The 25,955-nt window shown below is 70.9% G+C and carries 21 protein-coding genes and 1 pseudogene; 9 read left to right on the top strand and 13 right to left on the bottom strand.

Annotated elements, in window-relative coordinates; genetic code table 11:
* Positions 1-210 precede the first annotated feature (210 nt).
* From ACFFXY_RS25215 to ACFFXY_RS25185, 7 genes and pseudogenes are all read left to right on the top strand, one after another.
* Positions 211-2,535, top strand: a pseudogene (locus ACFFXY_RS25215) (FtsK/SpoIIIE domain-containing protein); the annotation flags it as partial.
* Positions 2,536-2,578: 43 nt separating this feature from the next.
* Positions 2,579-3,244: a hypothetical protein gene (locus ACFFXY_RS25210; protein ID WP_382357074.1), complete on the top strand. Its 666-nt coding sequence runs from the start codon at positions 2,579-2,581 to the stop codon at positions 3,242-3,244.
* 96 nt (positions 3,245-3,340) lie between these two features.
* Positions 3,341-3,895: an ATP-binding transcription factor AbmR gene (gene abmR / locus ACFFXY_RS25205; RefSeq protein WP_106366748.1), complete on the top strand. Its 555-nt coding sequence runs from the start codon at positions 3,341-3,343 to the stop codon at positions 3,893-3,895.
* A gap of 603 nt (positions 3,896-4,498) precedes the next feature.
* Positions 4,499-6,355, top strand: a complete 1,857-nt coding sequence (locus ACFFXY_RS25200; protein WP_382357078.1) for a phosphoenolpyruvate carboxykinase (GTP) — start codon at positions 4,499-4,501, stop codon at positions 6,353-6,355.
* Positions 6,356-6,419: 64 nt separating this feature from the next.
* Complete coding sequence (locus ACFFXY_RS25195) at positions 6,420-7,187, top strand: isoprenyl transferase (RefSeq protein ID WP_360059792.1); 768 nt, start codon at positions 6,420-6,422, stop codon at positions 7,185-7,187.
* Between the two features lie 110 nt (positions 7,188-7,297).
* On the top strand, positions 7,298-7,855 hold the full coding sequence (locus tag ACFFXY_RS25190) for an RNA polymerase sigma factor (protein WP_382357072.1): 558 nt from the start codon (positions 7,298-7,300) through the stop codon (positions 7,853-7,855).
* Complete coding sequence (locus ACFFXY_RS25185; RefSeq protein ID WP_382357070.1) at positions 7,852-9,102, top strand: hypothetical protein; 1,251 nt, start codon at positions 7,852-7,854, stop codon at positions 9,100-9,102. The genes ACFFXY_RS25190 and ACFFXY_RS25185 overlap by 4 nt, the downstream gene beginning before the upstream one ends.
* Before the next feature lie 58 nt (positions 9,103-9,160).
* On the opposite strand, the gene ACFFXY_RS25180 is transcribed toward ACFFXY_RS25185, so the two are convergent.
* The 10 genes from ACFFXY_RS25180 to ACFFXY_RS25135 form a co-directional block, all read right to left on the bottom strand.
* Positions 9,161-9,715, bottom strand: a complete 555-nt coding sequence (locus ACFFXY_RS25180; RefSeq protein ID WP_382357069.1) for an isochorismatase family protein — start codon at positions 9,713-9,715, stop codon at positions 9,161-9,163.
* A gap of 129 nt (positions 9,716-9,844) precedes the next feature.
* Positions 9,845-11,521: an aa3-type cytochrome oxidase subunit I gene (gene ctaD / locus ACFFXY_RS25175; protein WP_382357067.1), complete on the bottom strand. Its 1,677-nt coding sequence runs from the start codon at positions 11,519-11,521 to the stop codon at positions 9,845-9,847.
* A gap of 228 nt (positions 11,522-11,749) precedes the next feature.
* Entirely contained in the window at positions 11,750-12,157 is a 408-nt protein-coding gene (locus ACFFXY_RS25170; RefSeq protein WP_382357065.1) for a roadblock/LC7 domain-containing protein, read from the bottom strand.
* Between the two features lie 11 nt (positions 12,158-12,168).
* On the bottom strand, positions 12,169-14,583 hold the full coding sequence (locus tag ACFFXY_RS25165) for a sensor histidine kinase (RefSeq protein WP_382357064.1): 2,415 nt from the start codon (positions 14,581-14,583) through the stop codon (positions 12,169-12,171).
* Positions 14,584-14,674: 91 nt separating this feature from the next.
* Positions 14,675-16,021, bottom strand: coding sequence for a TrkH family potassium uptake protein (locus ACFFXY_RS25160; protein WP_359952257.1), 1,347 nt, complete (start codon positions 16,019-16,021; stop codon positions 14,675-14,677).
* Complete coding sequence (locus ACFFXY_RS25155; RefSeq protein ID WP_382357061.1) at positions 16,018-16,698, bottom strand: potassium channel family protein; 681 nt, start codon at positions 16,696-16,698, stop codon at positions 16,018-16,020. Before ACFFXY_RS25155 ends, ACFFXY_RS25160 begins: the two co-directional genes overlap by 4 nt.
* Before the next feature lie 184 nt (positions 16,699-16,882).
* Positions 16,883-17,680 carry an ectoine/hydroxyectoine ABC transporter ATP-binding protein EhuA gene (gene ehuA / locus ACFFXY_RS25150; protein WP_382357059.1) on the bottom strand — a complete coding sequence of 266 codons (798 nt, stop codon included), beginning with the start codon at positions 17,678-17,680 and terminating at the stop codon, positions 16,883-16,885.
* A complete protein-coding gene (locus tag ACFFXY_RS25145; protein ID WP_382357057.1) occupies positions 17,661-18,332 on the bottom strand; it encodes an amino acid ABC transporter permease in 672 nt (223 codons plus the stop codon). The genes ehuA and ACFFXY_RS25145 overlap by 20 nt, the downstream gene beginning before the upstream one ends.
* Entirely contained in the window at positions 18,332-19,072 is a 741-nt protein-coding gene (locus ACFFXY_RS25140) for an amino acid ABC transporter permease (protein WP_382357055.1), read from the bottom strand. Before ACFFXY_RS25140 ends, ACFFXY_RS25145 begins: the two co-directional genes overlap by 1 nt.
* Positions 19,073-19,084: 12 nt before the next feature.
* Positions 19,085-19,984, bottom strand: a complete 900-nt coding sequence (locus ACFFXY_RS25135; RefSeq protein ID WP_382357053.1) for a transporter substrate-binding domain-containing protein — start codon at positions 19,982-19,984, stop codon at positions 19,085-19,087.
* A 224-nt stretch (positions 19,985-20,208) separates the two neighbouring features.
* Between ACFFXY_RS25135 and ACFFXY_RS25130 the strand changes: the two genes are divergently transcribed.
* Complete coding sequence (locus ACFFXY_RS25130; protein WP_382357051.1) at positions 20,209-21,012, top strand: GntR family transcriptional regulator; 804 nt, start codon at positions 20,209-20,211, stop codon at positions 21,010-21,012.
* Positions 21,013-21,145: 133 nt separating this feature from the next.
* Positions 21,146-21,946: an SGNH/GDSL hydrolase family protein gene (locus tag ACFFXY_RS25125; protein WP_382357049.1), complete on the top strand. Its 801-nt coding sequence runs from the start codon at positions 21,146-21,148 to the stop codon at positions 21,944-21,946.
* A gap of 66 nt (positions 21,947-22,012) precedes the next feature.
* On the opposite strand, the gene ACFFXY_RS25120 is transcribed toward ACFFXY_RS25125, so the two are convergent.
* The 3 genes from ACFFXY_RS25120 to eccD form a co-directional block, all read right to left on the bottom strand.
* Positions 22,013-22,786, bottom strand: a complete 774-nt coding sequence (locus tag ACFFXY_RS25120; protein WP_382357047.1) for a nuclear transport factor 2 family protein — start codon at positions 22,784-22,786, stop codon at positions 22,013-22,015.
* 129 nt (positions 22,787-22,915) lie between these two features.
* Positions 22,916-24,496: a type VII secretion protein EccB gene (gene eccB / locus ACFFXY_RS25115; RefSeq protein ID WP_382357045.1), complete on the bottom strand. Its 1,581-nt coding sequence runs from the start codon at positions 24,494-24,496 to the stop codon at positions 22,916-22,918.
* A gap of 36 nt (positions 24,497-24,532) precedes the next feature.
* Positions 24,533-25,936: a type VII secretion integral membrane protein EccD gene (gene eccD, locus ACFFXY_RS25110; RefSeq protein WP_382357043.1), complete on the bottom strand. Its 1,404-nt coding sequence runs from the start codon at positions 25,934-25,936 to the stop codon at positions 24,533-24,535.
* Positions 25,937-25,955: the final 19 nt, after the last annotated feature.

The raw sequence follows: 25,955 nt of genomic DNA, 5'->3' as shown, positions 1-25,955 counted from the left end.
GAGTCGGGGCTGACCCGCGGGGCGGCGCCGCTGCTGCGCGTCGGCCGCATCGCCGCCAGCGAATCGAGCTCCTCTGATTCGAGTCCTTCCGGGGGGCCCTCCCTCCCCCCCACCCCACCCACCACCGCCACCGCCTTGCCGGAGACCGCCTCGACCGGGCGCGCTCCGGTCGAGAGTGGTGATGACCTCGCCGCCGGCGGGGGGATCCCCCCGGGGGCCGCGACTGCATCAGCCGGCTCGTCCATTGTGGCAGGGGGGTATGACAATCCAGGACCCTCAGTGACCGACACCTCACTGCCCGCGCTGATACCGCTGCTCGACCGGTCGCATCTGCGGATCGACACCGATGCGGCGCATGCGCTTCCGGGGCTGCTGCTGCGGGCCGTGGGGGCCGTGCCCGCGGGGCTGGTGCGGCTGCACGTGTACGACCCCGAGCACCTGGGGCGGTCGCTGTCGGCGTTCGCGGCGCTCGGGAAGGCCGGACTCCTGTCGTTCGTGGGGCCCTCGGGGCTGCGGGAGGAGCTGGACTCGCTTGTGGAGACCGTGCGGCGCGTCAATGCCGACGTGCTCGCCGGAGAGCACGACTCGCTCGCCGCGCTGGCCTCCGCCACCGGGCGCCGGCCCGAGCCGTGGCGGGTGCTCGTGCTGCTCAACGCCGACCTCGCCGCCTGGCCCGCCCACGACCAGGCGCAGCTGGCGCGGCTGCGCCGCACCGGCGTCGCCGCCGGGGTGCACCTCGTCATCGTCGGCGACGACACCGCCGGGCCCGCCGACCTGCCGCGCCTCACCGCCAAGGCCGCGACCGCGCTCCCCGGCGCGCCGATCGAGCTCGACCCGCCGCCACCGTCCACCACCGTCACCGACGCCGCCAAGGCCGTCGCCGAGAAGCACCTCGCCGGGAAGGAGCCCGCGCGGCTGGTCGATCTGCTGCCGCAGCGGCTTTGGAGCGCCTCCTCGGCGTCCGGGCTCCAGTCCGCGATCGGGGAGACCCCCGCCGGGGACGTCGCGAAGCTCAGCCTCGGCGACAACCCTCCCCACGCACTCGTCGGCGGGCCCTCCGGCTCCGGCAAGACCAACCTCCTGTACGCGTGGATCGCCGGGCTCGCCTCCGAATACAGCCCCGACGAGCTCGCGCTGTACCTCCTCGACTTCAAAGAGGGCGTCTCCTTCGCGCGCTTCGCCTCCGGGCGCCGCGACCCCACCTGGCTCCCGCACGTGCGCCTCGTCGGCGTCAACATCAACGACGACCGCGAGTTCGGCCTCGCGCTCCTGCGCCACCTCAAGGACGAGCTGCGCCGCCGCGCCGAGGCCGCGAAGGCCCACGAGGCCACCAAGCTCGAAGAGCTCCGCGCCGCCGACCCCGGGGGCCACTGGCCCCGCATCGTCGCCGTCGTCGACGAGTTCCAGGTGCTCCTCGAAGCGCGCGACGCCGTCACCGAGGAGGCCGTGCAGCTCCTCGAAGACCTCGCCCGCCGCGGCCGCAGCCAGGGCATCCACCTCGTCCTCGCCTCGCAGGACATCGCCGGGATCGAGGCCCTGTGGGGCCGGCCCAGCCTCGTCGCGCAGTTCACGCTGCGCATCGCGCTCCCCAAGGCCCGCAGAGTCCTCGCCGAGTCCAACCACGCCGCCGACACCGTCGCCCGCTTCCACGCCGTCGTCAACGACGAGTCCGGCCACACCGGCGCCAACCGCGTCGTCGCCATCCCCAACGCCGGGCACGCCGACGCCTGGGAACCCCTCCAGCAGCGCCTCTGGGAAGCCCGCCCGCCCGGCAACGAACCGCCCGCGCTCTTCGACGGCGACCACGTCCCCGACCTCACCGCGAGCGTCCCCGCGCCCGAGACCGCGCTCCTGGGCCAGACCATCGACGTCGCCTCCCGCGGCGCCGAGCTCGCCCTCCACCGCGCCCCCGGCCGCAACCTCGCGATCCTCGGCACCCGCACCACCGAGGCCGCCGACATCCTCGCCGCCGCCGCCCTCACCGCCGCCCGCGGCCAGCGCATCGGGGTCGACATCTGCTGCCTCGAACCCGACGCCGCGTCCTCGGCGCTCGCGCTCGCCGCCGCGCTGGAGACCGAAGGGGCCGAGGTCGACTGGCACGACGACCTCGACTCGGCGTGCAAGGACTGGGAGTCGCGCTGCGACGGGATGCTGCGCCTCAACCTGTTCTACGCCGTGGACGCCGGGTCCGCGCGGCTCGACGCGGCCGGGTCGGCCCGCCTGCGCGCCATGCTCATCGACGGGCCCGAACGCCACCTGCACACGCTCGGCTGGTGGCGGTCGGTGCCGCGGCTGCGCGAGGACCTCGGGGGGTTCTCCGCGCGGTTCGACGCCGTGGACGCGTGGCTCGCGCTCGACGTGCAGGGCCCCGAGCTGGCGCCGCTCTCGCCCGCCAGCGGCGGCCCCGCGTGGTACCCGCGCTCGCGGCGCGGCCTGTACTTCGACCGGGCCCGGCACCGGGTCCCGCAGGTCGTGATCCCGTACCGGACGACGGCGCTGCTGCCGAACCCGTCGGCCGTCCTCGACCTGCCCTAGGACCAGCCGGAGCATCCGGGGCCCGCCCGAGAAGGAGCACGCCATGACGACCGACACCGGATACGCCGGCGCCGTCGCCGCCTACCTGAAGGACCGCGCCGACGCCGACGCCGAGATCCGCGCCGCCGACGCGGCGTACAAGGACGAGTCCGGGCGCCTGGCCGCCGCCGTCGAGTCCGCGCGCGCCTCCCGGGACGAGGCGAACCGGGCGTCGGTGGCCGCGGCGACGCTCGTGGCCGAGACCGACAAGGCCGTGGCGATCCTGTGGCGGTCGCTGGGGGACTTCGTGGGGCACCGCAGGACCGGGCCGACCCCGTCTGCGGGGGCGCCCGACCCGGAGCCGGACGCCGAGCGGGTGCGTATGCGGCTGGAGCGGTCGGGGCGGCTGCTGTCGCTCGCCCGGCAGGGTGAACTTCCCATCGAGGCGCCCCGGCACACCGAGGCGACCGCGGCGCTCATCGGCGCGGCCACCGGGGCGCTCGCCGTCGCCGTGGCGCTGGGGGTGCTGCACGCCGACGGGTCGGCGGTGCGGCAGGCGCTCGCGGCGCTGACGTTGTTCCTGGGCATCGCGACCGGGCCGATCGTGCTCGGGGTGTGGCTGTCGTGGCAGTACCGGGTGCGCCCGCGCCCGGGGCAGACGCTCGCGTGCGTGGGCGCGGCCGTGTTCGCGGTGTGCGCGCTCGCGGGGTTCTTCATGCGGGGCCTGTGAACAGCGGGGTGGGCGACGCTTGCGAGCCCTCGATCGGCTCTGCTTGACTCGATGGGGTACACCTGGAGCGTTCCTGAAACGTGAGGAGACCCGTCAATGGCCGCCATCGACGACACCGGCTCGTGGCATTACGGCCCGCTGCCGTCCACTGACGACGCCCCGGCCTGGATCTACGGGATCGTCCCCGACGGCTGGATCGCCGGGATGCCCGAGGTCACCGTGGACCGCGACGAGATGATCATCATCTGCCCGCTGCCGACCCCGGACCACCCCGCGGACGCGACCGAGTCCGACCGCGCCGCGACCGAGGAGGGCCGGATCTCCCGGTTCCGGGAGGCGACCCGCGACATGCGGGTGCAGATCGCGCAGCAGCTCCAGTACCGGTACCACCGGCAGGCGTCCTGGGGGGCGCGCTGCGGGTCCACCACGATGGTCTTCACGCACCAGTCGCTGCCGGTGACGACCCGGCTGCGCCAGCCCGAGCGGCTCGTCCTCGACACGCTCGTCGGCTCCGGGGTCGCCGCGTCCCGGCAGGACGCGCTGGCGTGGTGCGTGCGCCTGGTCGAGCAGCACGCGGAGGACTGGCTCAAGGAGCTGCGCGAGGCGATGCTCTCGGTCGACGACCTGCGCCGCCGGGGGCCCTCGGTCTGACCCGGAGTGCCCGACGGGCGGGGACGCGACGCGTCCCCGCCCGTTCGGCGTGCTCATCGCATGAGGAAGTACACCAGCACGATCGCCAGGACCACCGCGAGCGCGACCGCGAACGCCACGGCCCCGGTCCTGCCTCGGCCCTGCTGCGGTTCCGGTTCACGGTGCGCCATCGACGTCTCCAACGGTTCGACCCTACGTGCCTGCGGTAGATCGGTGCTGCTGTGCATCTTCGCCCAAGACGCCCCGCCGTGGGCGCGTTCGGGGCAAAAGCCGCCCGTCGCGGGTCCGTAACCGTTTCGCGGCGGCGATCTAACGCGCTCGTTCCATGATCGAAACCGAGCGCATTAGTTGAGAGCAATCGTCAAATTCGACGCAGCGTGCTCGGTTCTGCGCGGTGACGCAGAATGGGCAGGTATTTGTGATCGTTGCGAGCCCGAATACGCACAAGATCAATGTCCGCAGGCGGCGTCCCTGTTCAACGCCCGTTCAATCACGCACGAGTTCCTGCGCGTTCGCGCCCGTTCCCGTAGCGTCCGAAGGACCGGCCCCGGCCGGAGCGCCCGCGTCCGTGCCCAGAAGCCGACCGAAGGAGCCACCGTGAGCATCGAAGTCGCCGCAGAACCCGCCGCGAAACACGCCGCCGACACCGCCGCCCCCAGCACGGGCCTCACCGACCCGCCGACCCGGCACCACCGGCTGCTCGCCTGGGTCGGCGAGGTCGCCGAGCTGACCGATCCCGACCGGATCGTGTGGTGCGACGGCTCCCGCGCCGAATGGGAGCGCCTGACCGGCGAGCTCGTCGCGTTCGGGACCCTCGTCCCGGTCCCCGCCAAGCCCGACTCGTTCCTCGCCCGCACCGACCCCGGGGACGTTGCCCGCGTCGAGGAGCGGACGTTCATCTGCTCCGAGGACCCCGAGGACGCCGGGCCCACGAACAACTGGACCGCGCCCGACTACATGCGCGAGACCATGACCGGCCTCTACCGCGGCTCCATGCGCGGGCGCACCATGTACGTCGTGCCCTTCTGCATGGGCTCCCTCGACGCCGAGGCGCCGATGTTCGGCGTCGAGCTCACCGACTCCGCGTACGTCGCCGCGTCGATGCACATCATGACCCGCATGGGCACCGAGGTCCTCGCGAAGATGGGCCCCGACGCCGACTTCGTCAAGTGCCTGCACTCCGTGGGCGCCCCGCTCGCCCCCGGCCAGGCCGACGTCCCGTGGCCCTGCAACGAGACCAAGTACATCTCCCACTTCCCCGGCGACCGCGAGATCTGGTCCTACGGGTCCGGGTACGGCGGCAACTCGCTCCTGGGGAAGAAGTGCTACGCGCTGCGCATCGCCTCCGCGATGGGCCGCGACGAGGGCTGGCTCGCCGAGCACATGCTCATCCTGCGCCTGACCAGCCCGCAGGGGAAGGTCTACCACGTGACCGGCGCGTTCCCCTCCGCGTGCGGCAAGACCAACCTCGCCATGCTCGAACCGACCATCCCCGGATGGAAAGTGGAGACCCTCGGCGACGACATCGCCTGGCTGCGCTTCGGCGAGGACGGGCGCCTGTGGGCCTCCAACCCCGAGTACGGGTTCTTCGGCGTCGCCCCGGGCACCGACTACCGCACCAACCCCAACGCGATGCGCACCATCGAGCAGGGCCACACGCTCTTCACCAACGTCGCGCTCACCGACGACGGCGACGTGTGGTGGGAGGGCATGGGCGAGCCCCCGGCCCACGCCGTCGACTGGAAGGGCCGCGACTGGACCCCCGACTCCGACGAGCCGTCCTCGCACCCCAACAGCCGCTTCTGCACGCCCATCAAGCAGTGCCCGGTCCTCGCCGACCAGTACGACGACCCGCGCGGCGTCCCCATCGACGCGATCCTCTTCGGCGGCCGCCGCGCCACCACCGTCCCCCTCGTCGCCCAGGCCCGCGACTGGGTCCACGGCGTGTACATGGGCGCGACGCTCTCCTCCGAGACCACCGCCGCCGCCACCGGCAAGGTCGGGGTCGTGCGCCGCGACCCCATGGCGATGCTCCCGTTCATCGGCTACAACGCCGCCGACTACTTCGGCCACTGGATCGAGATGGGCAAGGCCGCCGCCGACGAGGCCCTCCTGCCCGAGGTGTTCTACGTCAACTGGTTCCGCCGCGGCGACGACGGCCGCTTCCTGTGGCCCGGCTTCGGCGAGAACGCCCGCGTCCTCAAATGGGTCGTCGAGCGACTCGAAGGCCGCGCCGCCGCCGTCGAGACCCCCATCGGGCACTGCCCGACCCCCGGGGCCATCGACACCGACGGCCTCGACCTGACCGACGACGACCTCGCCGCCGCCCTCAAGGTCGACCCCGCCGAATGGGCCGAGGAGATCCCCCTCGTCGAAAGCTGGTTCGCCCGCTTCGGCGACCGCCTCCCCGCCGTCCTGTGGGCCGAGCTCGACGCCCTCAAGCAGCGGCTCGAAGGGTAGCGCCGCCCCACCGGCGGAGGACACGGCCGGGGCCCCGAAAGGCCCCGGCCTAGAATTGCCGGTTGTGGCGATCTCGAACCTGCTTTACCGGATATACGAGCGTCGGCTCGCACGCGAGCTGACCGGACAGCCGCTGCCCAGGCACATCGGCGTCATGGTCGACGGCAACCGGCGCTGGGCCCGCGACATGGGCCTCACCGACCCCAACGACGGCCACCGCGCCGGCGCCAAGCACATCGAGCGCTTCCTCGGCTGGTGCGACGAACTCGGCGTCGAGCACGTGACCATCTGGCTCCTCTCCACCGAGAACCTCTCCCGGCCGAAAGACCAGCTCGACCCCCTCCTCGACATCATCGACGAACTCGCCGGCGAGCTCTCCGACGACGACCAGCCCTGGCAGCTGCGCATGGTCGGCGCCCTCGACCTCCTCCCCGAAGACCACCAGAACGCCCTCAAGCACGCCCAGCAGCGCACCGCCGACAAGCGCGGCATGCAGGTCAACCTCGCCGTCTGCTACGGCGGCCAGCGCGAGATCGCCGACGCCGTCCGCTCCTTCATGCTCGAACAGGCCGCCACCGGCGCCAGCCTCGAACAGGCCGCCGAGGCGATCGACGCCGACTCCATCGCCCGCCACCTCTACATGACCGGCCAGCCCGACCCCGACCTGGTCATCCGCACCTCCGGCGAGCAGCGCATCTCCGGGTTCCTGCTCTGGCAGTCCGCGTACTCCGAGTTCTACTTCTGCGACTCCAACTGGCCCGACTTCCGCCGCGTCGACTTCCTGCGCGCCGTCCGCTCCTTCGCCACCCGCGACCGCCGCTACGGCAAGTGAACCCGAATACTGTGAACTAGAACTCCACACAGGAGTGCGTCACTCCCGCGCCCCGGCTCGTGTATCTCATGCGGACCCCCAAGCCGCCGTACCGTAGCCGAGGAGCCCCTATGACGCCCACCCGCGACAGCTCTGCTCCACCAGGGGAGGGAGGCGCCGCGGCGCAACTGCTGCCGATGCGCGCCAGCCTCGAATTCGACGACTTCTACGCCGCCAACGTCCGCGTCATCACCGGGCAGATCTTCGCCTACACCGGCGACCGGACCGAAGCCGAAGACCTCGTCGCCGAGGCGTTCTGCCGCGCCCTCGCCCGCTGGAAGAAGGTGCGCGAGTACGAGAACCCGACCGCATGGGTGCGCCGCGTGGCCTGGAACCTCGCCACCAGCCACCTGCGCCGCCGCGGAGTCGTGCAGCGATTCCTCAACCGGCAGCGCGAGAACTACGAGACCCCGCCCGACGGGGACCGCGTCGACCTGATGCGCGCGCTCGCCGGCATCGGCGAGCACCACCGCAAGGCCGTGATCCTCCGGTACATGGCGGGCCTGACCGTCGCGGAGATCGCAGAGCAGGAAGGCGTCGCCGAAGCCACCGTCCGCTCCTGGCTCACTCGGGGGAAGGCCGCGCTCGCGGGCCGACTCACCGTCCAAGACGAGATGGAGCAGCGATGAGCACGCCAGACGAGACCCTCTTCGAGGAGGCCTTCGCCGAGTTCGCGCACTCCGCCGAGCTCATGGTCGACCCCGTCGACTCCGCCGTGATCCACGGCCGGGTGCGGCGCCGGCGCACCACCAAGGGCGCCCTGGCCGCCGCGCTGGCCGCGCTCATCGTGGCCGTCCCGGCCGCATGGTGGCTCCAGGACTCCAACGGGCAGGAGGTCGACCCGCAGCCCGCGGAGACCTCCACCGGCGAGACCTCCGAGGGCCCGACCTCGCCCGCGGAGGGCGGCACCGGCAGCGGGGAGGTCCCGGAGGGCCAGGAGACCGAGACCGAGCTGGTCCTCCCCACGTTCGCGGACCTCGTGGGCGCCGAGATCGAGCTGCCGGCGTTCGTGCCCGGCAGCTCGAGCTACGACTCGGCGTGCCCGGTGTCCCCGGCCGTCCCCGCCGACGGCACGCCCGACGCCGAAGCGGGCGAATGGGACGCGGGCGGGGGACCGGTCCAGCTGCTCAAGGTGGTCCACACGCCGCTGGAGGAGGGCGGCCCGGTGCAGGCCGTCGCGCTGTTCGGGTGCAGCCCCAGCGAGTCGATGATGCGCCAGGCCGTGGTCGTCGCCGGGGACGGCGAGGGCGGCTGGGAGGTCACCGAGGAGGTCGCCCGCGGCGACATCACGGAGTTCCCCCTGTGGGACATCGCCCCCGCGGCCACCGCGGGCGTGCTGCTCCTCGTGCCGGAGCAGGAGTCGACCGGCATGTACCAGGAGATCGCCCTCGACTACGACGTCTTCAGGTACCGCACGGGGGAGGAGCTCGCGAACGTCACCGACGACGCCTACCTGTGGGGCGTCACCGACCTCTCGGTCGCGGTCGAGAAGACCGACAATGGGGACGGCACCTGGACCGGCGAGGTCACGGTCACCAACTCCGGCGACCACGACTCGCACGGCGTCCAGCTGGCGCTGTGCGCCAGCGAGAGCCTCGGGGCCGACGGCCCGGAGCCGGTGCCCGTCTGCGAGGGCTACCCCGACGGCGTCGCCGTGCTCGACCCGCTGGAGGCCGGGGACTCCACGACCCTGGAGTGGACCCTGACCCCGGAGCCGTTCGGCGACTGGAACGGCGACGAACAGGCCGGCGGCCTGTACTTCGAGGCGTGGATCCAGCCGCTCGTCTACAGCGTCGACAACTTCGTGTTCGACCCGCACGGCGAGAACGACTACGACAACACCGCGATCATCATCGACGACGTGCCGACCTCCTGACGGGCCCGGACGCGGAGCGGCCCGGGGCTTCCGAGCCCCGGGCCGCTCCGCGTCCGGTCTATGCGACGGCCACGCCCGCCTCCGCGAAGTCCTCCAGGGCCTTCGCGCGGGTCTCCTCGGCGACCGCGGCCGTGTACTCCAGGAGCACCGTCGTCGCGAAGCCCTCCGCGGCCGCGTCGAGCGCGGTGGCGCGCACGCAGTGGTCGGTGGCGATGCCGACGACGTCGACCGCGTCCACGCCGCGGGCCCGCAGCCACTGGGCCAGGCCCGTCTCGCCCGAGGAGCCCTCGAACCCGGAGTACGCGGCCTCGTAGGCGCCCTTGTCGAACACGGCCTCGGCGAGCGTGTGGTCGAAGTCCGGGTGGAAGCCCGACCCGGCCGTGCCCACCACGCAGTGCGGGGGCCACGAGTCCCTGAAGTCCGGCTCCGCGGAGAAGTGCAGGCCCGGGTCGATGTGCCAGTCCCGGGTGGCGACCACGTGGTCCCACCGGCCCGGGTCGGCCTTGACGAGGTCGGTGACGGCCGCCGCGACGGCCGCGCCGCCCGCGACGGGCAGCGACCCGCCTTCACAGAAGTCGTTCTGGACGTCTACCACGATCAGTGCCCGGCTCATGCGTCGATCCTAGTGACGGACCCGCCCCACCGGAAGTGCAGGCGGGCGCCTGTGGCCGATTTCCGCTCCCCAGGGCACGGCGAAGGCCCGGGAACCGCGGCTCCCGGGCCTTCACTGCGAGGTCGCGGGCTAGTGGCCCTTGACCTCCTTGACCAGGTGTCCCCACTTCTCGTCGAAGACGGGGCGCTCCGAGCGGATGCGCGGGAGGCGGTCGAAGTTGCGCAGCGGCGGCGGGCAGCTCGTCGCCCATTCGAGCGAGCCGCCGTAGCCCCACGGGTCGTTCGTCTCCACGACGCGCCCGGCCTTCCAGGACTTGAACAGGTTCCAGATGAACGGCAGCGTCGACAGGCCGAGGATGAACGCGCCGATCGTGGAGATCATGTTCAGCGTCGTGAACCCGTCGGACTCCAGGTAGTCGGCGTACCGGCGGGGCATGCCCTCGGCGCCGAGCCAGTGCTGCACCAGGAACGTCGTGTGGAAGCCGATGAACGTCAGCCAGAAGTGGACCTTCGCGAGGCGCTCGTCGTACATGCGCCCGGCGACCTTCGGGAACCAGAAGTACACGCCGGCGTAGACCGCGAACACGATCGTGCCGAACAGCACGTAGTGGAAGTGCGCGACCACGAAGTACGAGTCGGAGACGTGGAAGTCCACCGGCGGGCTCGCGAGCAGGACGCCCGAGAGGCCCCCGAGGAGGAACGTCACCAGGAAGCCGATGCTGAACAGCATCGGGGCCTCGAACGTGAGCTGGCCCTTCCACATGGTGCCGATCCAGTTGAAGAACTTCACACCGGTCGGGACCGCGATCAGGAACGTCATGAGCGAGAAGAACGGCAGCATGACCGCGCCGGTCGCATACATGTGGTGCGCCCACACCGCCATCGACAGGCCCGCGATGGCGAGCGTCGCGGCGACCAGGGTCTTGTAGCCGAAGATCGGCTTGCGGCTGAACACCGGGAAGATCTCCGAGACGATGCCGAAGAACGGCAGCGCCACGATGTACACCTCGGGGTGGCCGAAGAACCAGAACAGGTGCTGCCACAGGATCGCGCCGCCGGTGTCGGCGTCGAACACGTGCGCGCCGAGCGTGCGGTCGGCCATGACGGCGAGCAGCGCGGCGAACAGGATCGGGAAGACCAGGATCATCAGCAGACTGGTGATGAGGATGTTCCACGTGAAGATCGGCATCCGGAACATGAGCATGCCCGGCGCGCGCATCGTCACGATCGTGGTGATCATGTTGACGGCGCCGAGGATCGTGCCCGCACCCGAGATCGACAGGCCCACGAACCACATGTCCGCGCCGATGCCGGGGGAGTTCACGGCGTTCGACAGCGGCTGGTACGCGAACCAGCCGAAGGACGCCGCGCCGCCCGGGGTGATGAAGCCGGCGACCGCGAGGGTCGAGCCGAGCAGGTACAGCCAGTACGCGAACGCGTTCAGGCGCGGGAACGCGACGTCGGGGGCGCCGATCTGGAGCGGCACCAGGTAGTTGCCGAACGCGAACACGATCGGCGTCGCGAACATCAGCAGCATGATGGTGCCGTGCATCGTGAACAGCTGGTTGAACTGCTCAGAGGACACGATCTGGAGTCCGGGCTGGAACAGCTCCGCGCGGATCAGCAGGGCCAGGACGCCGCCGATCGCGAAGAACGCGAACGACGTCACGAAGTAGAGCAGGCCGATCTGCTTGGCGTCGGTCGTGCGGAGCGTGCGGGCGAGCCAGGAGCCCTTGGGCTCCCGCCGCACCGGCCAGGGACGCGCGACGATCGGCGTTGGCTCAAGCTTGGGCTCAACCGTGGTCACCTGTGGGCCTCCATGATTCATTTCCAGGTAGCGAACGCAGCATAGCCCCGTGAAACGCCGCCGACGCGGAGGGGCGCAGCCTCAGCGGCGTGGCGCAGCGTGACCGTTCGATGGGCGCTCAGTGGTTGTCGCAGGTCGAATACGCGACAGGTCATAGGGGTGGAACCGCCCGCGCGGGCCGTCGATGGGCGCGGCCCGGCGCGGGTGAGCAATCTCCTACGCGGCCGGTCAGATCCCGCCGCGCGCATCGGGTTCGAGCGCGGCGTAGACGCGCTTCACCAGCAGCGCGGTCTCGTAGCCGACCTGGCCGAGGTCGCAGCCGGCGTTGGCGAGGACCGCGAGCTGGGCCCGGTCGCCGACGGCCATGAGCAGCAGCACGCCCTCGTCCATGTCGATCACCGACTGGCGGATGCGGCCCGCGTCGAGGACCTTCGCGGCCCCCGTCGTCAGGCTCGCGAGCCCCGAGGTGATCGCGGCGAGCTGGTCGGCCCGGTCCGTCGACAGTCCCCTTGAGGCGGCGATGGCGAGGCCGTCGACGGACACCGTGAGCGCCTCCGAGACGTCCGGCACCTTCTCCACGAAGGAGGTCAGGAGCCAGTCGAGTTCACCGACGTTCTTGTCGTTGCTATCCACCATCTCGCTGCTTTCTATTGGCGTTGTTCGTGCGCGGCGGCCGCCGCGATGCCGGAGGCGAAACCGGCGAGCCGGTCCCGGATCTCCGCCGGGTCGAGATCGGCGCCGCCGCCCTGCCGGGCGCTGGGGACGGAGCCGGGGAGCAGTCGGGAGCCCGGCGCGCGACGGGGCAGTTCGGCGCCGTTGGTCCTGCCGGAGTTTTCGAGTGCTCGGTTCACCTTCCTGAAGGTAACATCCAGCGTCTCGGGAGCGGGGCCCGCAGGGGCCGCGACCGGCTTGCCTCCGTTCAGTGTTGCCCCAGCTACGGGACGTGGCGCGGGGGCCGGACCGGCCTTGCGCGGGCGCGGCACGATCGGCTCCACGGCGCCCGAACCGGCCGCCTCGGCGCCCGTCCCGGTCACCGGCAGGTTCGCGGCGCGCGCCGACAGCGCCAGCCGCGCGGCCGACCCCTGGTCGGGCGAGAGGCCCACCGGGTCCTCCGCGTGCGCGCTCGCCGGGATGCGCACCAGCGCCAGCGTGCCCTTGCCCATCGTGGAGTGCAGCTGCACGCTCACCGAGTGCTCGGCCGCGAGCCGCCCCACCACCAGCAGGCCCATGGTCGCCGTCAGCTCCGAGTTCAGCTGGGTCGGCTCGGCCAGGCGGCGGTTGATCGCCGCCATCGGCTCCGGCGCGAGGCCGATGCCGTCGTCGGCGATGGAGATGACGATCTCCGAACCCGAACGGCGCGAGGTGACCCGCACCGACTGGGTCGGCGGCGAGTACGCCGCCGCGTTGTCGAGCAGCTCCGCGAGGATGCGCACCAGGTCACCGGCGGGCTTGGTCTCCAGCCGCGCCGACACCTGGTTCTCGACCACGACGCGGCCCGCGTCCTCGATCTCGGCGACCGCGTCGCGGATGATCGTGTCGAGGTTCGCCGGGTGGTTGTAGCGGCGCTGCGGGTCCCCGCCCGCCAGGAGCAGCAGGTTCTCCTCGTTGCGGCGCATGCGCGCGAGCAGGTGGTAGACCGAGCGCCACTCGTCGGGCACCGCGTGGTCCGGGGACTGCTCGACCAGGGACTCCATGACCTGCTGCTGGCGGCGGATGAGGCTCTGCCCGCGGCGGGCGAGCGTCTTCATCATCGCCTCGACGTCGATGCGCAGCAGCGCCTGGTTCGCGGTCTGGCGCAGAGCCTGGTGGTGCGCGGCGCTGAACGCCTCGGCGAGCGAGTCGAGCTCGTCGGCGTACCGCGAGTCCGCGCTCATCACCGTCTGGCGCTTCGCGGTCTGGAGCAGCCGGTCCACCTCGTCGGCGTTGGCCGCCTGCGACACCGCCGCCACCGTCTTCGGCAGCGTGTCGTACGCGGCGGTCAGGGTCGCCTCGCGGACGCCGTCGACGCGGAGGCTGATGCGCCGCGCCAGCATCGCCGCGGAGATGATCGAGGTCAACGCCAGCACGATCACCAGCGCGAACGTCGTCAGCAGGGTCCGCGAGGAGGCGTCGCGGATCGCGTCCACGTCGTCCTGCATCGCGTCGAGCACCGAGCCCTGGCTGGTGTCGAGGGCCGCGATGATCGCGCCCTGCGCGTTCGAGAAGTCCTGCGGGCTGATCGTCGGCACGTTCCCGCGCACGTACACCCCGAGGGCCTCCTGCGCGGTCTCGATCTCCTCGGAGCCCATGGCCGCCTTGTAGACCGCGCTCGTCTCCGAGGACGCGTTGGCCTGGAACTCGGTGATCTGCCGGTCGAAGTTCCCCGACAGGTACGCCACGTTCGACAGCTCCGCGCGCCCGACCACGACCGCCCGGTCCTCGTCGAGGCTCACCAGGTCCGTGGCGACGGTGAACTGGATCTCCGCGGCGATCCGGCTGGCCTGCATGAGGGCCGCGAGCGAGTCGAGGTGCGCGGCGACGCCCGCGTCGTCCACCATGCGCGGCAGGATCGCGGCGATGCTCACGATCTTGTTGGCGACGTCCCGGTACACCAGGTACGCGTCGGCGACGTCCTCGTCGGTGAAGTCCGCCTCCCCGGCCGCGAGCCGGTCGAACGCGGCGCGGGCCCCCTCCAGGCCCTCGGCCTTGGAGAACAGGGACTCCAGGTCGTCCTCCAGGTCGGGGAAGCGCGCGGTCACCCCGGCCGACGCCTCTTCGAGCCGGTCGAACGCCCAGTCGGTCTCGCGGCGGGCGACCGCCGAGTCGAACTGGCCGCCGCCGCCGTTGATCACCGACTCCACCAGGGGCCCGGCCTCCAGCCGGTGCGCCTCCAGGGCGTCGTTCAGGTCGGCGGAGAGCCCCGCGAGCACCTCGGCGTCCGTCGCGTTCTGGTACTCGTCCCACACGGAGACGGTCTGGAACAGCCCGAGCACCAGCATCCCCATGAGCGCCGCGGCGATCGGGAGCATCAACTGCATCCGGATGGGGAGACGACTGGTGCGCTGCCGGGCTTTACGGGACATCGGGGGGCGTCCTTTCTGGGGGCGACGATCCGCGTGGCGGCGTGCTGGACACCATCTTCGCTTGTCGCCGCAGGGGCAGTTGAGGCGGGGCTCACCCCACGAGCGGGCGCGCCGAAGGGTACCGGTATAGCCGTTTTCGTGTGCGAAGGGCCAGCGACGCGGCGAAAAGCACCGGTCCGACGCGGCCGGTGTACATGGCGATCGTCAACAGCCACACCGAGGGCTCGGACAGGTCGTACGTGATGCCGGTGGACTGCCCGACCGTCGCGAACGCGCTCGTCACCTCGAACATGATCGCGGTGATCTCGATGCCCGGCTCGAAGCGCTGCATCAGGAACACCCCGAACGCGTTGCACGCCACGTACACCAGGGCCACCGCGAGGGCCTCGCGGATCACCGGCGGGTCGATGCGGCGGCGGAACACCGTCACGTCGGTCTCGCCGCGGACCTCCGCCCAGATCACCAGCAGCAGCAGGAAGAACGTGGTGACCTTGATGCCGCCCGCGGTCGAGGCGGCGCCGCCGCCGATGAACATGAGGATGATCGAGGCCAGCTGCGAGTCCTCGCGCATCGCGCCGATGTCGATCGAGTTGAAGCCCGAGGCGCGCACCACCGACGACTGGAAGAACGCGGGCAGGATGCGGTCGTACCAGGGCCACTGGCCGAACGTCGCCGGGTTCGACCACTCGAACGCCAGGTACGCGGCCCAGCCGCCGAGGATGAGCACCACCGAGCCGACGAGCGTCAGCTTCGTGTGGACCGACCACTGGCGCCGGCCCCAGTGGCGGCGCGTCATCTCGAAGATCACCGGCATGCCGAGGCTGCCGAGGATCGAGCCGAGCGCGATCGGCACGCAGATCCACGGGTCGGTCGCGTAGCTCATCATCGAGTCGGAGAACAGCGCGAACCCGGCGTTGTTGAAGGTGCTCACCGAGTGGAACACCCCGTACCACACGGCCTTGCCGAGCCCGAAGTCCAAGGACGAGAACCGGATCGCCAGCGCCAGGGCCACGACCGCCTCGACGGCGAACGTGAACGCGATGGTGCGCACCAGGATCGCCTTGAAGTCGCCGAGGTTCAGGGCCTGGCTGATCTCCATGCGGGTGGCGAGCTTGGTGCGCAGGCCCAGCTTGTGGGTGACGAGCAGGGCCATGAGGACCGCGCTGGTCATGATGCCGAGGCCGCCGATCTGGAACAGCAGCATGATGACGAACTGCCCGAACCAGGACCAGTGGACGGGCGTGTCGAGGACGGCCAGGCCGGTGACCGACACCGCCGACGTGGAGGTGAACAGCGCGTCGGCGAAGGAGGTCCGGCGGTCGCCGAGGTGGGCGACCGGGAGCATGAGCAGCAGGGTCCCGGCGAGGATCACGCCCATGAACAGGAGCGGGATGAGGCGGCCCGGGTGGCGGAAGAACGCCTTGACCTTCGGGATCATGTGGTGGAGGCGAACGCCTCGACCTTGGTCGTGGCGCCGGAGACGATGAGGGTGTCCCCCTCGGAGACGACCGTGTCGGGGGTCGCGTACGTGAAGTCCTTGTCGGGCTGCTTGACGCCGACGACGGTGACGCCGTACTTGGAGCGCAGGCGCGACTCGGCGAGGGTCTTCCCGACCGCCTCGGTGGGGGCCTTGGTCTTGACGATCGCGAAGCCGTCGTCGAACTCGATGAAGTCGAGCATGCGGCCGCTCACCAGGTGCGCGACGCGCTCGCCCATGGCCCACTCGGGGTAGACGACGTGGTGGGCGCCGGTGCGGTGGAGGATCTGGCCGTGCTTGGCGTTGATGGCCTTCGCCCAGATCTCGCGGACCCCGGCCTCCTCGCAGGCGAGGACGGTGAGGACGCTCGCCTCGATGTCGGTGCCGATGGCGACGACGACGTGGTCGAACTCGCCGATGCCGAGCTGGATCAGGACGGCGGACTCGGTGGAGTCGGCCTGCACGACGTGCGTGAGGGTCTCGGAGGCGCGCTGGACGATCTCGGGGCGCTCGTCGATCGCGAGGACCTCGTGGCCCAGGCGGGTGAGGGACTCGGCGACCGCGGAGCCGAAGCGGCCCAGGCCGATCACCGCGATGGACTCCTCGGGGAGGTTCTCGCCCCGGCCGAACAGGTTCATCCGCGCATCCCTCGGGCTGGATCAGGTGCTGACACGAAGACTGATTGTGCCACCCGTCCGCACCCCGCGGGTGCCGCGGCGTTCGGTCCCGGGGAAAGGAATGAGGAGGGCGGTCGATAACCCCTCATGACCGCCCCCCTCGAACACCCCTAACACTCTCCAAGGATGGAGGAGAACACCAAGCCTACTCCGCGAGAACGGCTCTGAGGAAGTCCTGAGTGCGCGCTTCTTGCGGCTCGGAGAACATCGCCTCGGGCGGGCCCTGCTCGACGATCCGGCCGCTGTCGAACATCATGACGCGGTCGGAGACGTCGCGCGCGAAGCCCATCTCGTGGGTCACGCACAGCATCGTGATGCTCGTGGTCTCGGCGACGTCGCGCAGGACGGCGAGCACGTCGGCGACGAGCTCGGGGTCCAGGGCGCTGGTCACCTCGTCGAGCAGGAGGATGTCCGGGTCCATGGCGAGGGCGCGGGCGATGGCGACGCGCTGCTGCTGGCCGCCGGAGAGGCGCGCGGGGTACTCGTCGGTCTTCTCGGCGAGCCCCACGAGGTCCAGGAGGTCGCGGGCCTTCTGCTCGGCCTCCTCCTTGGAGCGTCCGGCGACGTGGACCTGCGCCTCGGTGACGTTGCGCAGCACCTTCATGTTCGGGAACAGGTTGAACTGCTGGAAGACCATGCCCACGCGGGAGCGGCGCTTGCGCAGCCACTTCTCGTTCGCGGGGACGAGCCTCCCCTTCTTCTCCATGTGGGAGTAGGGCTCGCCCTCGACCCAGACGACGCCGCCGTCGGCGGCGGGGTCGGCCTTCGGGGTCACCGTCTCCAGCGTCATGAGCAGGCGCAGGATCGTGGTCTTCCCCGAGCCCGAGGGCCCGATGAGCGTGACGCGCTCGCCCGGGTCGACGCGGAAGCTCAGCTCGTCGAGGACTTTGAGGTCGCCGAAGGACTTGTCGACGCGGTCGAACTCAATAATTGGATTTTGCAAGGCGGTTCTCCAATCTGCGCATCGCGACCGCGACCGGGTACGAGGCGGCGAGGAACAGCAGCCCGGCGAGGGTGTAGCCCTCGACGGCGCCGGTGTAGTGCTGGCCCTGGAAGGCCCGGGCCTCCGCGATCATCTCCATGACGCCGATGATGAACAGGGTCGGCACCTCTTTGAACATGGCGATGATCCAGTTGCCGACGGCCGCCGCGGAGCGGCGGAACATCTGCGGGAGGACGATCGCCCCCCACACCCGGCGGGGCGGGAGGTTCAGCGCGGTCGCCGCCTCCCACTGGCCCTTGGGGATCGCGTCGATCCCCGCCCGGTAGGACTCCGAGGTGTAGGACGCGTAGTGGAGGCCCAGCACCGTCGAGCCGACGGCGAAGGCGCTCCAGTCGGGGTTGATGTAGAGGCTCGTCGCCGTCCAGACGATGAGCACCTGCACCAGCAGGGGGGTGTTGCGGATGAACTGGAAGACCAGCGCGAGCGGTCGCCGCAGCCACGCCGGGCCGTTGCGCTCGCCGATGGCGACGAGCAGGCCCAGCACGACCGCGATGATCCCGGCCACGAGCGTGACCTGGAGGACCACGATGAAGCCGTCCCAGATGGCCGGGAAGATCTCCCGGAGGGTCTCGTTGCTCCAACCCGTCTGCATCAGCTGCCGCCTCCCGTCGCTCCGGCGGCGCCGCCCGCGGCGACGGCCGGGGCCAGGCCCTTGTAGGGCTTCGCCTCGATGCCGAGGCCGCGCTTGGCCTTGCGCTCCAGCGCCCGCATCCCGGTCCAGATGAGCCAGGCGAGCACGAAGTAGATGACGAGCACCACGGCGTAGTGCAGCAGCCGGTCCTGCCCGGGCTGCTTGCCGAGGAGCCCGGCGAGCCAGGTGATGTCGAGGACGCCGATCACCGACACCAGGGCCGAGGCCTTGAGGAGCATGATCGCGAACGCGCACAGCGAGGGGATCATCTCCGGCCACGCCTGGGGGAGCACCACCAGGCGCATCTTCTGCGCCGGCGTCAGGTTCAGGGCCGTCGCGGCTTCGAGCTGGCCCTTGGGGACCGCCGCGATCGCGCCGCGCACCACCTCGGAGGAGTACGCGCCGTAGTTGAAGCCGAGGGCGATGATCCCCGCGACGATGAGGTAGTCGAACTGGATGCCCAGCACCACCGGCATCGCGAACGCGAACCAGAACAGCTGCACCACCACCGAGGAGCCGCGGAAGAACTCCACGAACGCGCGGGCCGGGGTGCGCACCGCGAGGTGCCTGGAGCCCGTCATGAGCCCGAGGCCGAACGCCAGCACGAGCGCCAGCGCCGCCGACGCCACGGTGACGCCGATGGTGACCAGGAGCGGTTCTCCGTATCGGGGGAGTGATTCGATGACCGCTTGGAAGTCCATGGAACCCGCCTCCTACTGGTAGGTGTCCGGGCAGAGGTCCTCGGCCGTGAGGCCCTCGGGGTGGTTCTCGTCGAGCGTGAACCCGTACGGGCTCGTCAGCTCCTCCCACTTCGCGTCGTCGGCGAGGAGCTTGTCGAGCTCCCCGTTGACCGCGTCGCGGAAGTCGGCGTCGGAGGGCTGGAACACGGCCGCGCCGGCGCCGATGATGTCCTCGCCGGTGCCGGGGTCGATGAGCCAGAAGCCCTCCGAGACCTCGACCTCGGGGTCGGACTCCGCCGCCAGGCGCAGGTTCGCGCTGGTCAGGGCGATCGCGTCGCAGCGCCCGGCCTTGAGTTCGAGGATGAGCGAGTCGAGGTTGGCCTGCACGTTGATGCGGTCCTCGCCGAAGGTCTGGTCGGCGATCTCGTGCTCGCTGGTGCCGTTCATGACGCCGACGACGCCGTCGGAGTCGGCCATGGTGTTGAAGTCGGTGTACCCGCCGGGGTTCCCGGCCAGGGTCATGAGGGCGTCGGGCATCACGTAGTCGGGGTTGGCGAAGGCCACGGCCTCGCAGCGCTCGGGGGTGATGTACATGCCCGCGATGACCATGTCGTGGTTGGTGCCCAGGCCGGTGATGAGGGAGTCCCACTCGGTGAGCTTCCACTCGATCTGGTCGGCCTTGATGCCCAGCTGGTCCAGCAGGTAGACCTGGGTGTCCACCGACTGGCCGGTCACGCCGTCGTCGCCGGTGTAGGCGTAGGGGGCCTCGTCGGCGTAGGCCACGCGGATGGTCCCGCCGTCCTGCGCCTTGGCGAGCAGCCCTCCGTCACCGCCGCCGTCCGTCCGCGAGCAGGCGCCCAGTGCGAGGGCCGCCGCCCCCGCTGAGCTGCCGAGGAGCAGATGACGGCGGTTCAGATGCAGTTCGTTCGACACGTTGGTCGCCTCCTGAGTCGGACTCGGGTGTCTTGCCGACCCTAACGTTCTATTGTAAGTTTGTCGACAATCTGATTATCGACGTTCGGTAACGAAAGCGCAAGCCGTCCGGAGGGACCCGCGCGACGACCCCGCCGGACCGCAACCGGGACCTGACGCGGAACGTGGAGTACGGGTCGGCAGTAGAATGCTGCCCAGAAGAGACAGAGGGGAATCGGACACACGTGGCGACTCGCAGCAGCGGATTGGGCGGGCTCGAAGGCAACCGCAAGGTGGGGCGGCTCGCCCCCGTGCGCCGCACCTCGACGGTGGACCTCATCGCCGAGCGGCTCCGCGAGGCGGTCGTCGACGGCTCCCTCCCGCCCGGCACCGTCCTCGGCGAGGCCGAACTCGCCTACCAGCTCGGCGTCAGCCGCGGCCCCCTCCGCGAGGCCATGCAGCGCCTCACCGCCGAGGGGCTCCTGGTCATCCCGCGCCGCCGCGGCCTCGCCGTCAAGACCATGACCCCCGAGGACGTCCGCGACATCCACTGGCTCCGCGCCACCATCGAGCCCGAGCTGGGCCGGCGCCTCCTCACCCTCCCCGCCGCCGAGCGCCGCACCGTCCTCGCCGAGCTCGGCACCGAGGTCAAGCGCATGCAGCGCGCCCTGCGCCGCGACGACGCCCGCGCCCTCGGCGACGCCTACCTCGACTTCCACCGCGTCCTCGCCAGCTGGGGCGGGTCGGTGCGCCTCGCCCGGATGCTCGCCACCCTCCTCATCGAGACGCGCCTGTGCACCTTCTCGATGTTCGAGCACTTCGAGGTCCACCGCGACCTCGTCCCCGAGCACGTCGCGTTCGTCGAGGCCCTCGCCGCCGACGACGGCGAGCGCTTCGGCATCCTCGTCCGCGCCCACCTCGAAGCCGAGGTCCGGAGGCTCCTCGCCGAACCCGAGGACGCCAAAGAGGACGACACCGACCGGCTGCTCGCCGAGACCCCCGACGAGCCGCAGCCGCTCGACCGCCTCGACCTCCCCGAAGGGCTCTGAAAACCCCTGCCGCCCAGGGGGTATCGAAAGAAGTAAATTTTCCTACTTGGCATGTTCCGTCTGTGGACTGCGCCGGGTGCAGCCGATATAACTAAAGCTCCCAGTTCGGACAAAATTCGAGACGGAGCCCAAAATGTCCCTCCCCCGGCGAATCTCCACAATGGCGGCGGCGCTGGCCGTCTCCGTCGTGTCGATTCTGGCGCTGACCAGCGGCGCCGCCCAGGCCCAGACCATCGAGTACGTCGCCCTCGGGGACTCCTACGCCTCCGGCGTGGGCACCCGCTCGTACATCGACGACGGGAGCGGCTGCTCCCGCTCCGCGTCCGCCTACCCGTCCCTGTTCGCCGACGCCACGGGCGCCGACCTGGAGTTCGCCGCCTGCTCGGGCGCGAAGACCGGCGACGTCCTCTCCAAGCAGCTCGGCGCCCTCTCCTCCAGCACCGACCTGGTGACGATCACCGTGGGCGGCAACGACACCGGCTGGGCCGGCGTCGTCCAGCAGTGCGCCTACCCGTACCCGTGGACCTGCGACGAGGAGATCGACGACGCCGAGGCGTTCATCCGCAACCAGCTCCCCGCCAAGCTCCACGCCGTCTACGACGCGATCGAGGCGGCCGCGCCGAACGCCCAGGTCGTCGTCCTCGGCTACCCGCGGCTGTTCAACGGCGAGCAGTGCAACGCCATCACCCGCATCAGCCCCGGAGAGCAGTCCCAGCTCAACGCCGCCGCCGACCTCCTCGCCACCACCACCGGCCAGGTCGCCGCCAGCCACGGCTTCGACTACATCGACGTGCGCGACGCCTTCACCGGCCACGCCGTCTGCGACGACACCGAGTGGGTCAACGGCATCTCCTACCCGATCGGCGAGTCCTACCACCCGAACACCGCGGGCCAGCGCGACGGCTACCTCCCGCTGCTCGACGCCCTCGTCTGAGCCCCGGCTCCCGGAGACGCCGAAGGGCCCCACCGCAATCCGGTGGGGCCCTTCAGTCTGCGAGTCCTAGAGCAGGCCGCCGTCGCCGCTGATCTTCCAGACGCCGTCCTCCTTGACGAGCTCCAGGGTCAGCTCCTGGTCCATCGGGAAGCTCTCCCCGGCCATCGTCGCGTCGCCCGCGAGCGTCGCGGCCACCGTCGCGGTGTCGCCGTCGATCGTCTCCTCGCCGAGCGTGTACGAGACGTCGAACTCGGCGCCCTCGAACATGTCCTCGAACTCGGCCATGTCGCCGGAGTCGGAGTCCGCGAGGCCCTCGTCCATGTCCTGCTGGAGCTCCTCGGTCATGTACGGGCGCAGGTCCGCGGCCAGGCCCTCCAGGTCCGAGAACCCGCCGGAGTTCATCGCGTCGACCGTGGTGCTCAGGTAGCCGTCGGCCACGTCGGTCGGGGAGTCGCCCGCGCCGGGGCCGCCGCCGAAGGGCTTGAGCACGAGCAGGACGATCGCGATGACCACCACGACCGCGCCGCCCGCGATCCCCAGGATCAGCGGCGTCTTCGACTTCGGGGCCGGCGGCAGGCCGGGCGCCCCGTATCCGGGCTGCTGCCCGTAGCCCGCGGGCTGCTGCGGCTGCTGCCCGTAACCCGGCTGGGCGCCGTACCCGGGCTGCTGCGGCTGCTGCCCGTACCCGGGCTGCTGGCCGTACCCCGGCTGCTGGGGCTGGGAACCGAATCCCGGCTGCTGGCCGTAGCCGGGCTGCTGCGGCTGCTGCCCGTAACCCGGCTGCTGACCGTAGGAAGGTTGCTGATTCGGGTCGAACCCCGGCTGCGGCGGGTAGGACATGACGGTTCCTCGTTTTGTCGGGAGTGTGTCGCGCCAGGCTAACACGCGCGCACCCTCCCTGAATCCCCAGAAAACGCCAAAGCCGCCGGGAACCGAACGGCCCCCGGCGGCACAGGCGTGCACGAATCGTCAGCCGCCCTCGGCGGGCGACTCCTCCTCGGTCTCGAACCGCGGCACCGAGCTGCCGTCCATCACCAGCTGCTGGCGGGCCTCGAACGGGCTCAGGTCGGCGCCCTTCGGGATCATCGTGATCATCTGCTCGGGCACCGACACGGAGTCCACGCCCGCGTACCCCAGGAGCGCCTGCGTCGAGTCGGTCTGACCCTCGTCGACGATCCCGAACTGGAACCCGAGGCTGTCGATCAGGAACGTGTTGCTCTGCACCGTCGCGCCCTCGTTGGTGCGCGAGTCCGCGAGCACCGCCCGCCCCGGGGCCAGGACCGTCTGCGCGGCCAGGCCGTCGACGCTGGAGTGGATGTCGCCGTCCTCGGTGAACTCGACCGACTTCGCCGCGTCCGTCAGCGTCTTCGGCGCCGAGTCGTACAGCCCGATCTGGATGCGGGTCTGGCCGTCCTCCTGGTCCATCGGGTCGTAGTTCGCGCACAGCGCCGGGCGGGCGCCCTGCGGGGCCCACACCGCGTCGCTCAGGACCGCCTTCGGGAACGTCGGGTCGCCGTACGTCGCCTGCGCGCCGATCGCGTCGCGCTCGGTCGGGCTCACCGTCACCGGGGTGTTGTACAGCGACTGGAGGAGGTCCTTCTGGGTCTCGGTGATCGGCGCGAACTCGTCGCCCTTGTCGTCGGTCTTGAGCAGCACGTAGAACGAGCCCGCGATCTCCAGCGGCTGGCCGTAGGCGATCGTGGCGCCGCTGTCGGACTGCACCCCCTCCTCGGAGACCTGGCTGAAGTACTCCAGGTCCTCGATCTCCAGCGGCGTGCCCGGCAGGATCGTGTTCATGACGTTGTCGTTGACCGGGACCGCCTGGTTCGCGTTCAGGCCCAGCGAGTCGAGCACGCCCTGGTCGTCGATCCGGTACTTGCGGTCGTTCCACAGCAGGTAGAACTGCTCCTCGCCCGCCTCGGCGTCCTCGGCGACCTTCGCGAGCACCCACTGCTCGTCGCCGAGCCACGACGTGGGCTCCTCCATGTCCTGGATGACGAGCTGCGTGAGCTGGTGCGTGTCCGTGCTGCCGATCTCGCGCGGCATCGAGCAGGCGTTCCAGTCCTGGTCCTGGAGGAGCTCCTCCACGGCCGGGGGCTGGGCCGGGACGTTGTCGATCCCCACCATGAAGCCGCGCGGGATGTCCTTGAGCGACGAGGGCTTCAGCGTCTGCACCGGCGGGTCGCCCTGGTAGGGCTTGAGCAGCAGCAGCGCCGACGTGAAGTTCGTGACCGGCCACAGCTTCAGGTTCTCGGGCGTGGGCTCCTCGTTGGGGTCCGCGGTCGTGTACACGTAGATCGCCGACGTGCCCTTGACCTGGATGATGTGGTTGGCCTCCGGCTTGTCGTTGCCCTTGCCGAACAGCGTCGCGATCGCGAAGCCGCCGAACACCAGGGCCAGAACCATCACCGACGCGAAGATCGACACGCCGATGCGCCGCAGGGGCCGCTCCACCGAGTCGGGGTTCGCCAGCACCAGCGCCTGGTTCATCCGCGAGGTGATGAACTTGTGTGCGTCCACCTGCTCGCGGCGGGAGCGCATCTGTGGCATCGGATTTCGCCTCTCAGGTCGAAGGGGGTGTCGGGGCTAGCCCCGCAGCGACAACGCGATCTCGTACAGGTTGCAGACCCAGCCGACCAGCGGCAGGATCGACACGATGAGCAGCGCCTCGATGATGTCGAGGCTGCGGCCCCACGTCGGGGCGATCTTCTTGCCGGCCACGGCCAGGCCGTAGACCATCGCGATGAGCGTCAGCAGCGTGAGCACCCCGAGGATCACCGTCAGGCGCACCAGGATGCTGTCGCCGCTGGCGACGAAGACCGCGGCCAGGGTCGCCGCGAGGCCGCCCATGCCGCCGGTGAGCATCACGATGCGCGCGGGCCGGTCCTCGACCGTCCGGGCGCGGCTGAGCAGCACCAGCGACAGGATCGTCGCCAGGATCAGGCCCGGCATGGTGCCCGAGAACGCCAGCGCGATCGCCGAGACCAGCCCGGTCACGGCCGCGAAGGAGTACAGGGCCTCCAGGTAGTTCCCGGCGTGCTCGGAGAGCTTCAGGATCCGCTTGCCGTCGATGGCCTCGGTGTCGCCCTCCTTCAGCTCCTCGGTGGTCGTGGGGAGCGTCGGGGTCGGCACCATCGCCATGGTCAGCGACAGGCGCGGCGCGGCCGGGAGGATCGCCAGCGCCAGCGGCGCGGCGATGCCCGCGGCGGTCGCTGCCGACCCGTCGGGGATGACCAGCATGAGCGCCGTGGAGACGCCCAGGACCACGGACCCGAGGATCGACACGATGAACACCGGGGCCGAGGCCATGTCGCCCACGGCCACCATCGCGAGCACGCTGAACAGCAGGATCGCCGAGGCCGCGATGAGCACGTGCGGGCCTTCGAGCTCGAACAGGCTCCGGTCGCGCGCGGCGATGAGGAGCCCGCCGACGCCCGAGTACAGGACCGCGGTGACGCCGAAGTACGTGGCGGCCCGCGAGTCGCCGACGGCGCGCGAGAGCAGCGCCGAGGCGCCGACCAGGATCAATGCGATCGACAGGCCGACGATCGCGCTGGCGAGGTGGCCGGTGAGGAGGATCGCGACGGCGCCGACGCCGAGGGCGGCGGTGCCGACCCCGACGCTGAAGCGCTTGGTCGCGAGGTGGTCCCAGCGGTTGCCGCGCTGCTCGGTCGCGGTGGCGACGGCGTCGATGACGTCGTCGAACACGATCTCGGGCTTGGCCGCGTCGGCCGGGTTCAGGTACAGCATCTCGCCGTCGCTGATCGACAGCTGCGAGCAGGAGTGCCCGGTGTCCAGGGCGTCCTCGCCCAGGCGCGCCAGGATCCAGCCGCCGTTGTCGCCGGCCTCGTCGATGTAGTACTCGCCGGCCTGGTGCAGGATCGTGGGCAGGAGGTCGGACAGGGGGATGTCTGAGGGCAGTGCGAGGTCGATCCTGGTGCGAGGACTGACGATCGTCACCCTGGAGAGGGTGGCCGACTTGGTGCTCACCGCGCGAACCTCCGGGTCG

Origin of the sequence: Glycomyces mayteni (assembly GCF_042428885.1) — a bacterium.
GTDB lineage: Bacteria > Actinomycetota > Actinomycetes > Mycobacteriales > Micromonosporaceae > Glycomyces > Glycomyces mayteni.
Note: the sequence above shows the minus strand (reverse complement) of the source record. Positions and strands in the feature narration are given on the sequence as shown.

Coding starts and splice junctions, on each gene's coding strand:
- ACFFXY_RS25210 (WP_382357074.1), top strand. CDS start 2,579: ATGACGACCGACACCGGATACGCCGGCGCCGTCGCCGCCTACCTGAAG.
- ACFFXY_RS25140 (WP_382357055.1), bottom strand. CDS start 19,072: ATGGACTTCCAAGCGGTCATCGAATCACTCCCCCGATACGGAGAACCG.
- ACFFXY_RS25165 (WP_382357064.1), bottom strand. CDS start 14,583: ATGTCCCGTAAAGCCCGGCAGCGCACCAGTCGTCTCCCCATCCGGATG.
- ACFFXY_RS25145 (WP_382357057.1), bottom strand. CDS start 18,332: ATGCAGACGGGTTGGAGCAACGAGACCCTCCGGGAGATCTTCCCGGCC.
- ACFFXY_RS25120 (WP_382357047.1), bottom strand. CDS start 22,786: ATGTCCTACCCGCCGCAGCCGGGGTTCGACCCGAATCAGCAACCTTCC.
- ACFFXY_RS25170 (WP_382357065.1), bottom strand. CDS start 12,157: ATGGTGGATAGCAACGACAAGAACGTCGGTGAACTCGACTGGCTCCTG.
- abmR (WP_106366748.1), top strand. CDS start 3,341: ATGGCCGCCATCGACGACACCGGCTCGTGGCATTACGGCCCGCTGCCG.
- ACFFXY_RS25185 (WP_382357070.1), top strand. CDS start 7,852: ATGAGCACGCCAGACGAGACCCTCTTCGAGGAGGCCTTCGCCGAGTTC.
- ACFFXY_RS25160 (WP_359952257.1), bottom strand. CDS start 16,021: ATGATCCCGAAGGTCAAGGCGTTCTTCCGCCACCCGGGCCGCCTCATC.
- ACFFXY_RS25155 (WP_382357061.1), bottom strand. CDS start 16,698: ATGAACCTGTTCGGCCGGGGCGAGAACCTCCCCGAGGAGTCCATCGCG.
- eccB (WP_382357045.1), bottom strand. CDS start 24,496: ATGCCACAGATGCGCTCCCGCCGCGAGCAGGTGGACGCACACAAGTTC.
- ACFFXY_RS25180 (WP_382357069.1), bottom strand. CDS start 9,715: ATGAGCCGGGCACTGATCGTGGTAGACGTCCAGAACGACTTCTGTGAA.
- ACFFXY_RS25125 (WP_382357049.1), top strand. CDS start 21,146: ATGTCCCTCCCCCGGCGAATCTCCACAATGGCGGCGGCGCTGGCCGTC.
- ACFFXY_RS25190 (WP_382357072.1), top strand. CDS start 7,298: ATGACGCCCACCCGCGACAGCTCTGCTCCACCAGGGGAGGGAGGCGCC.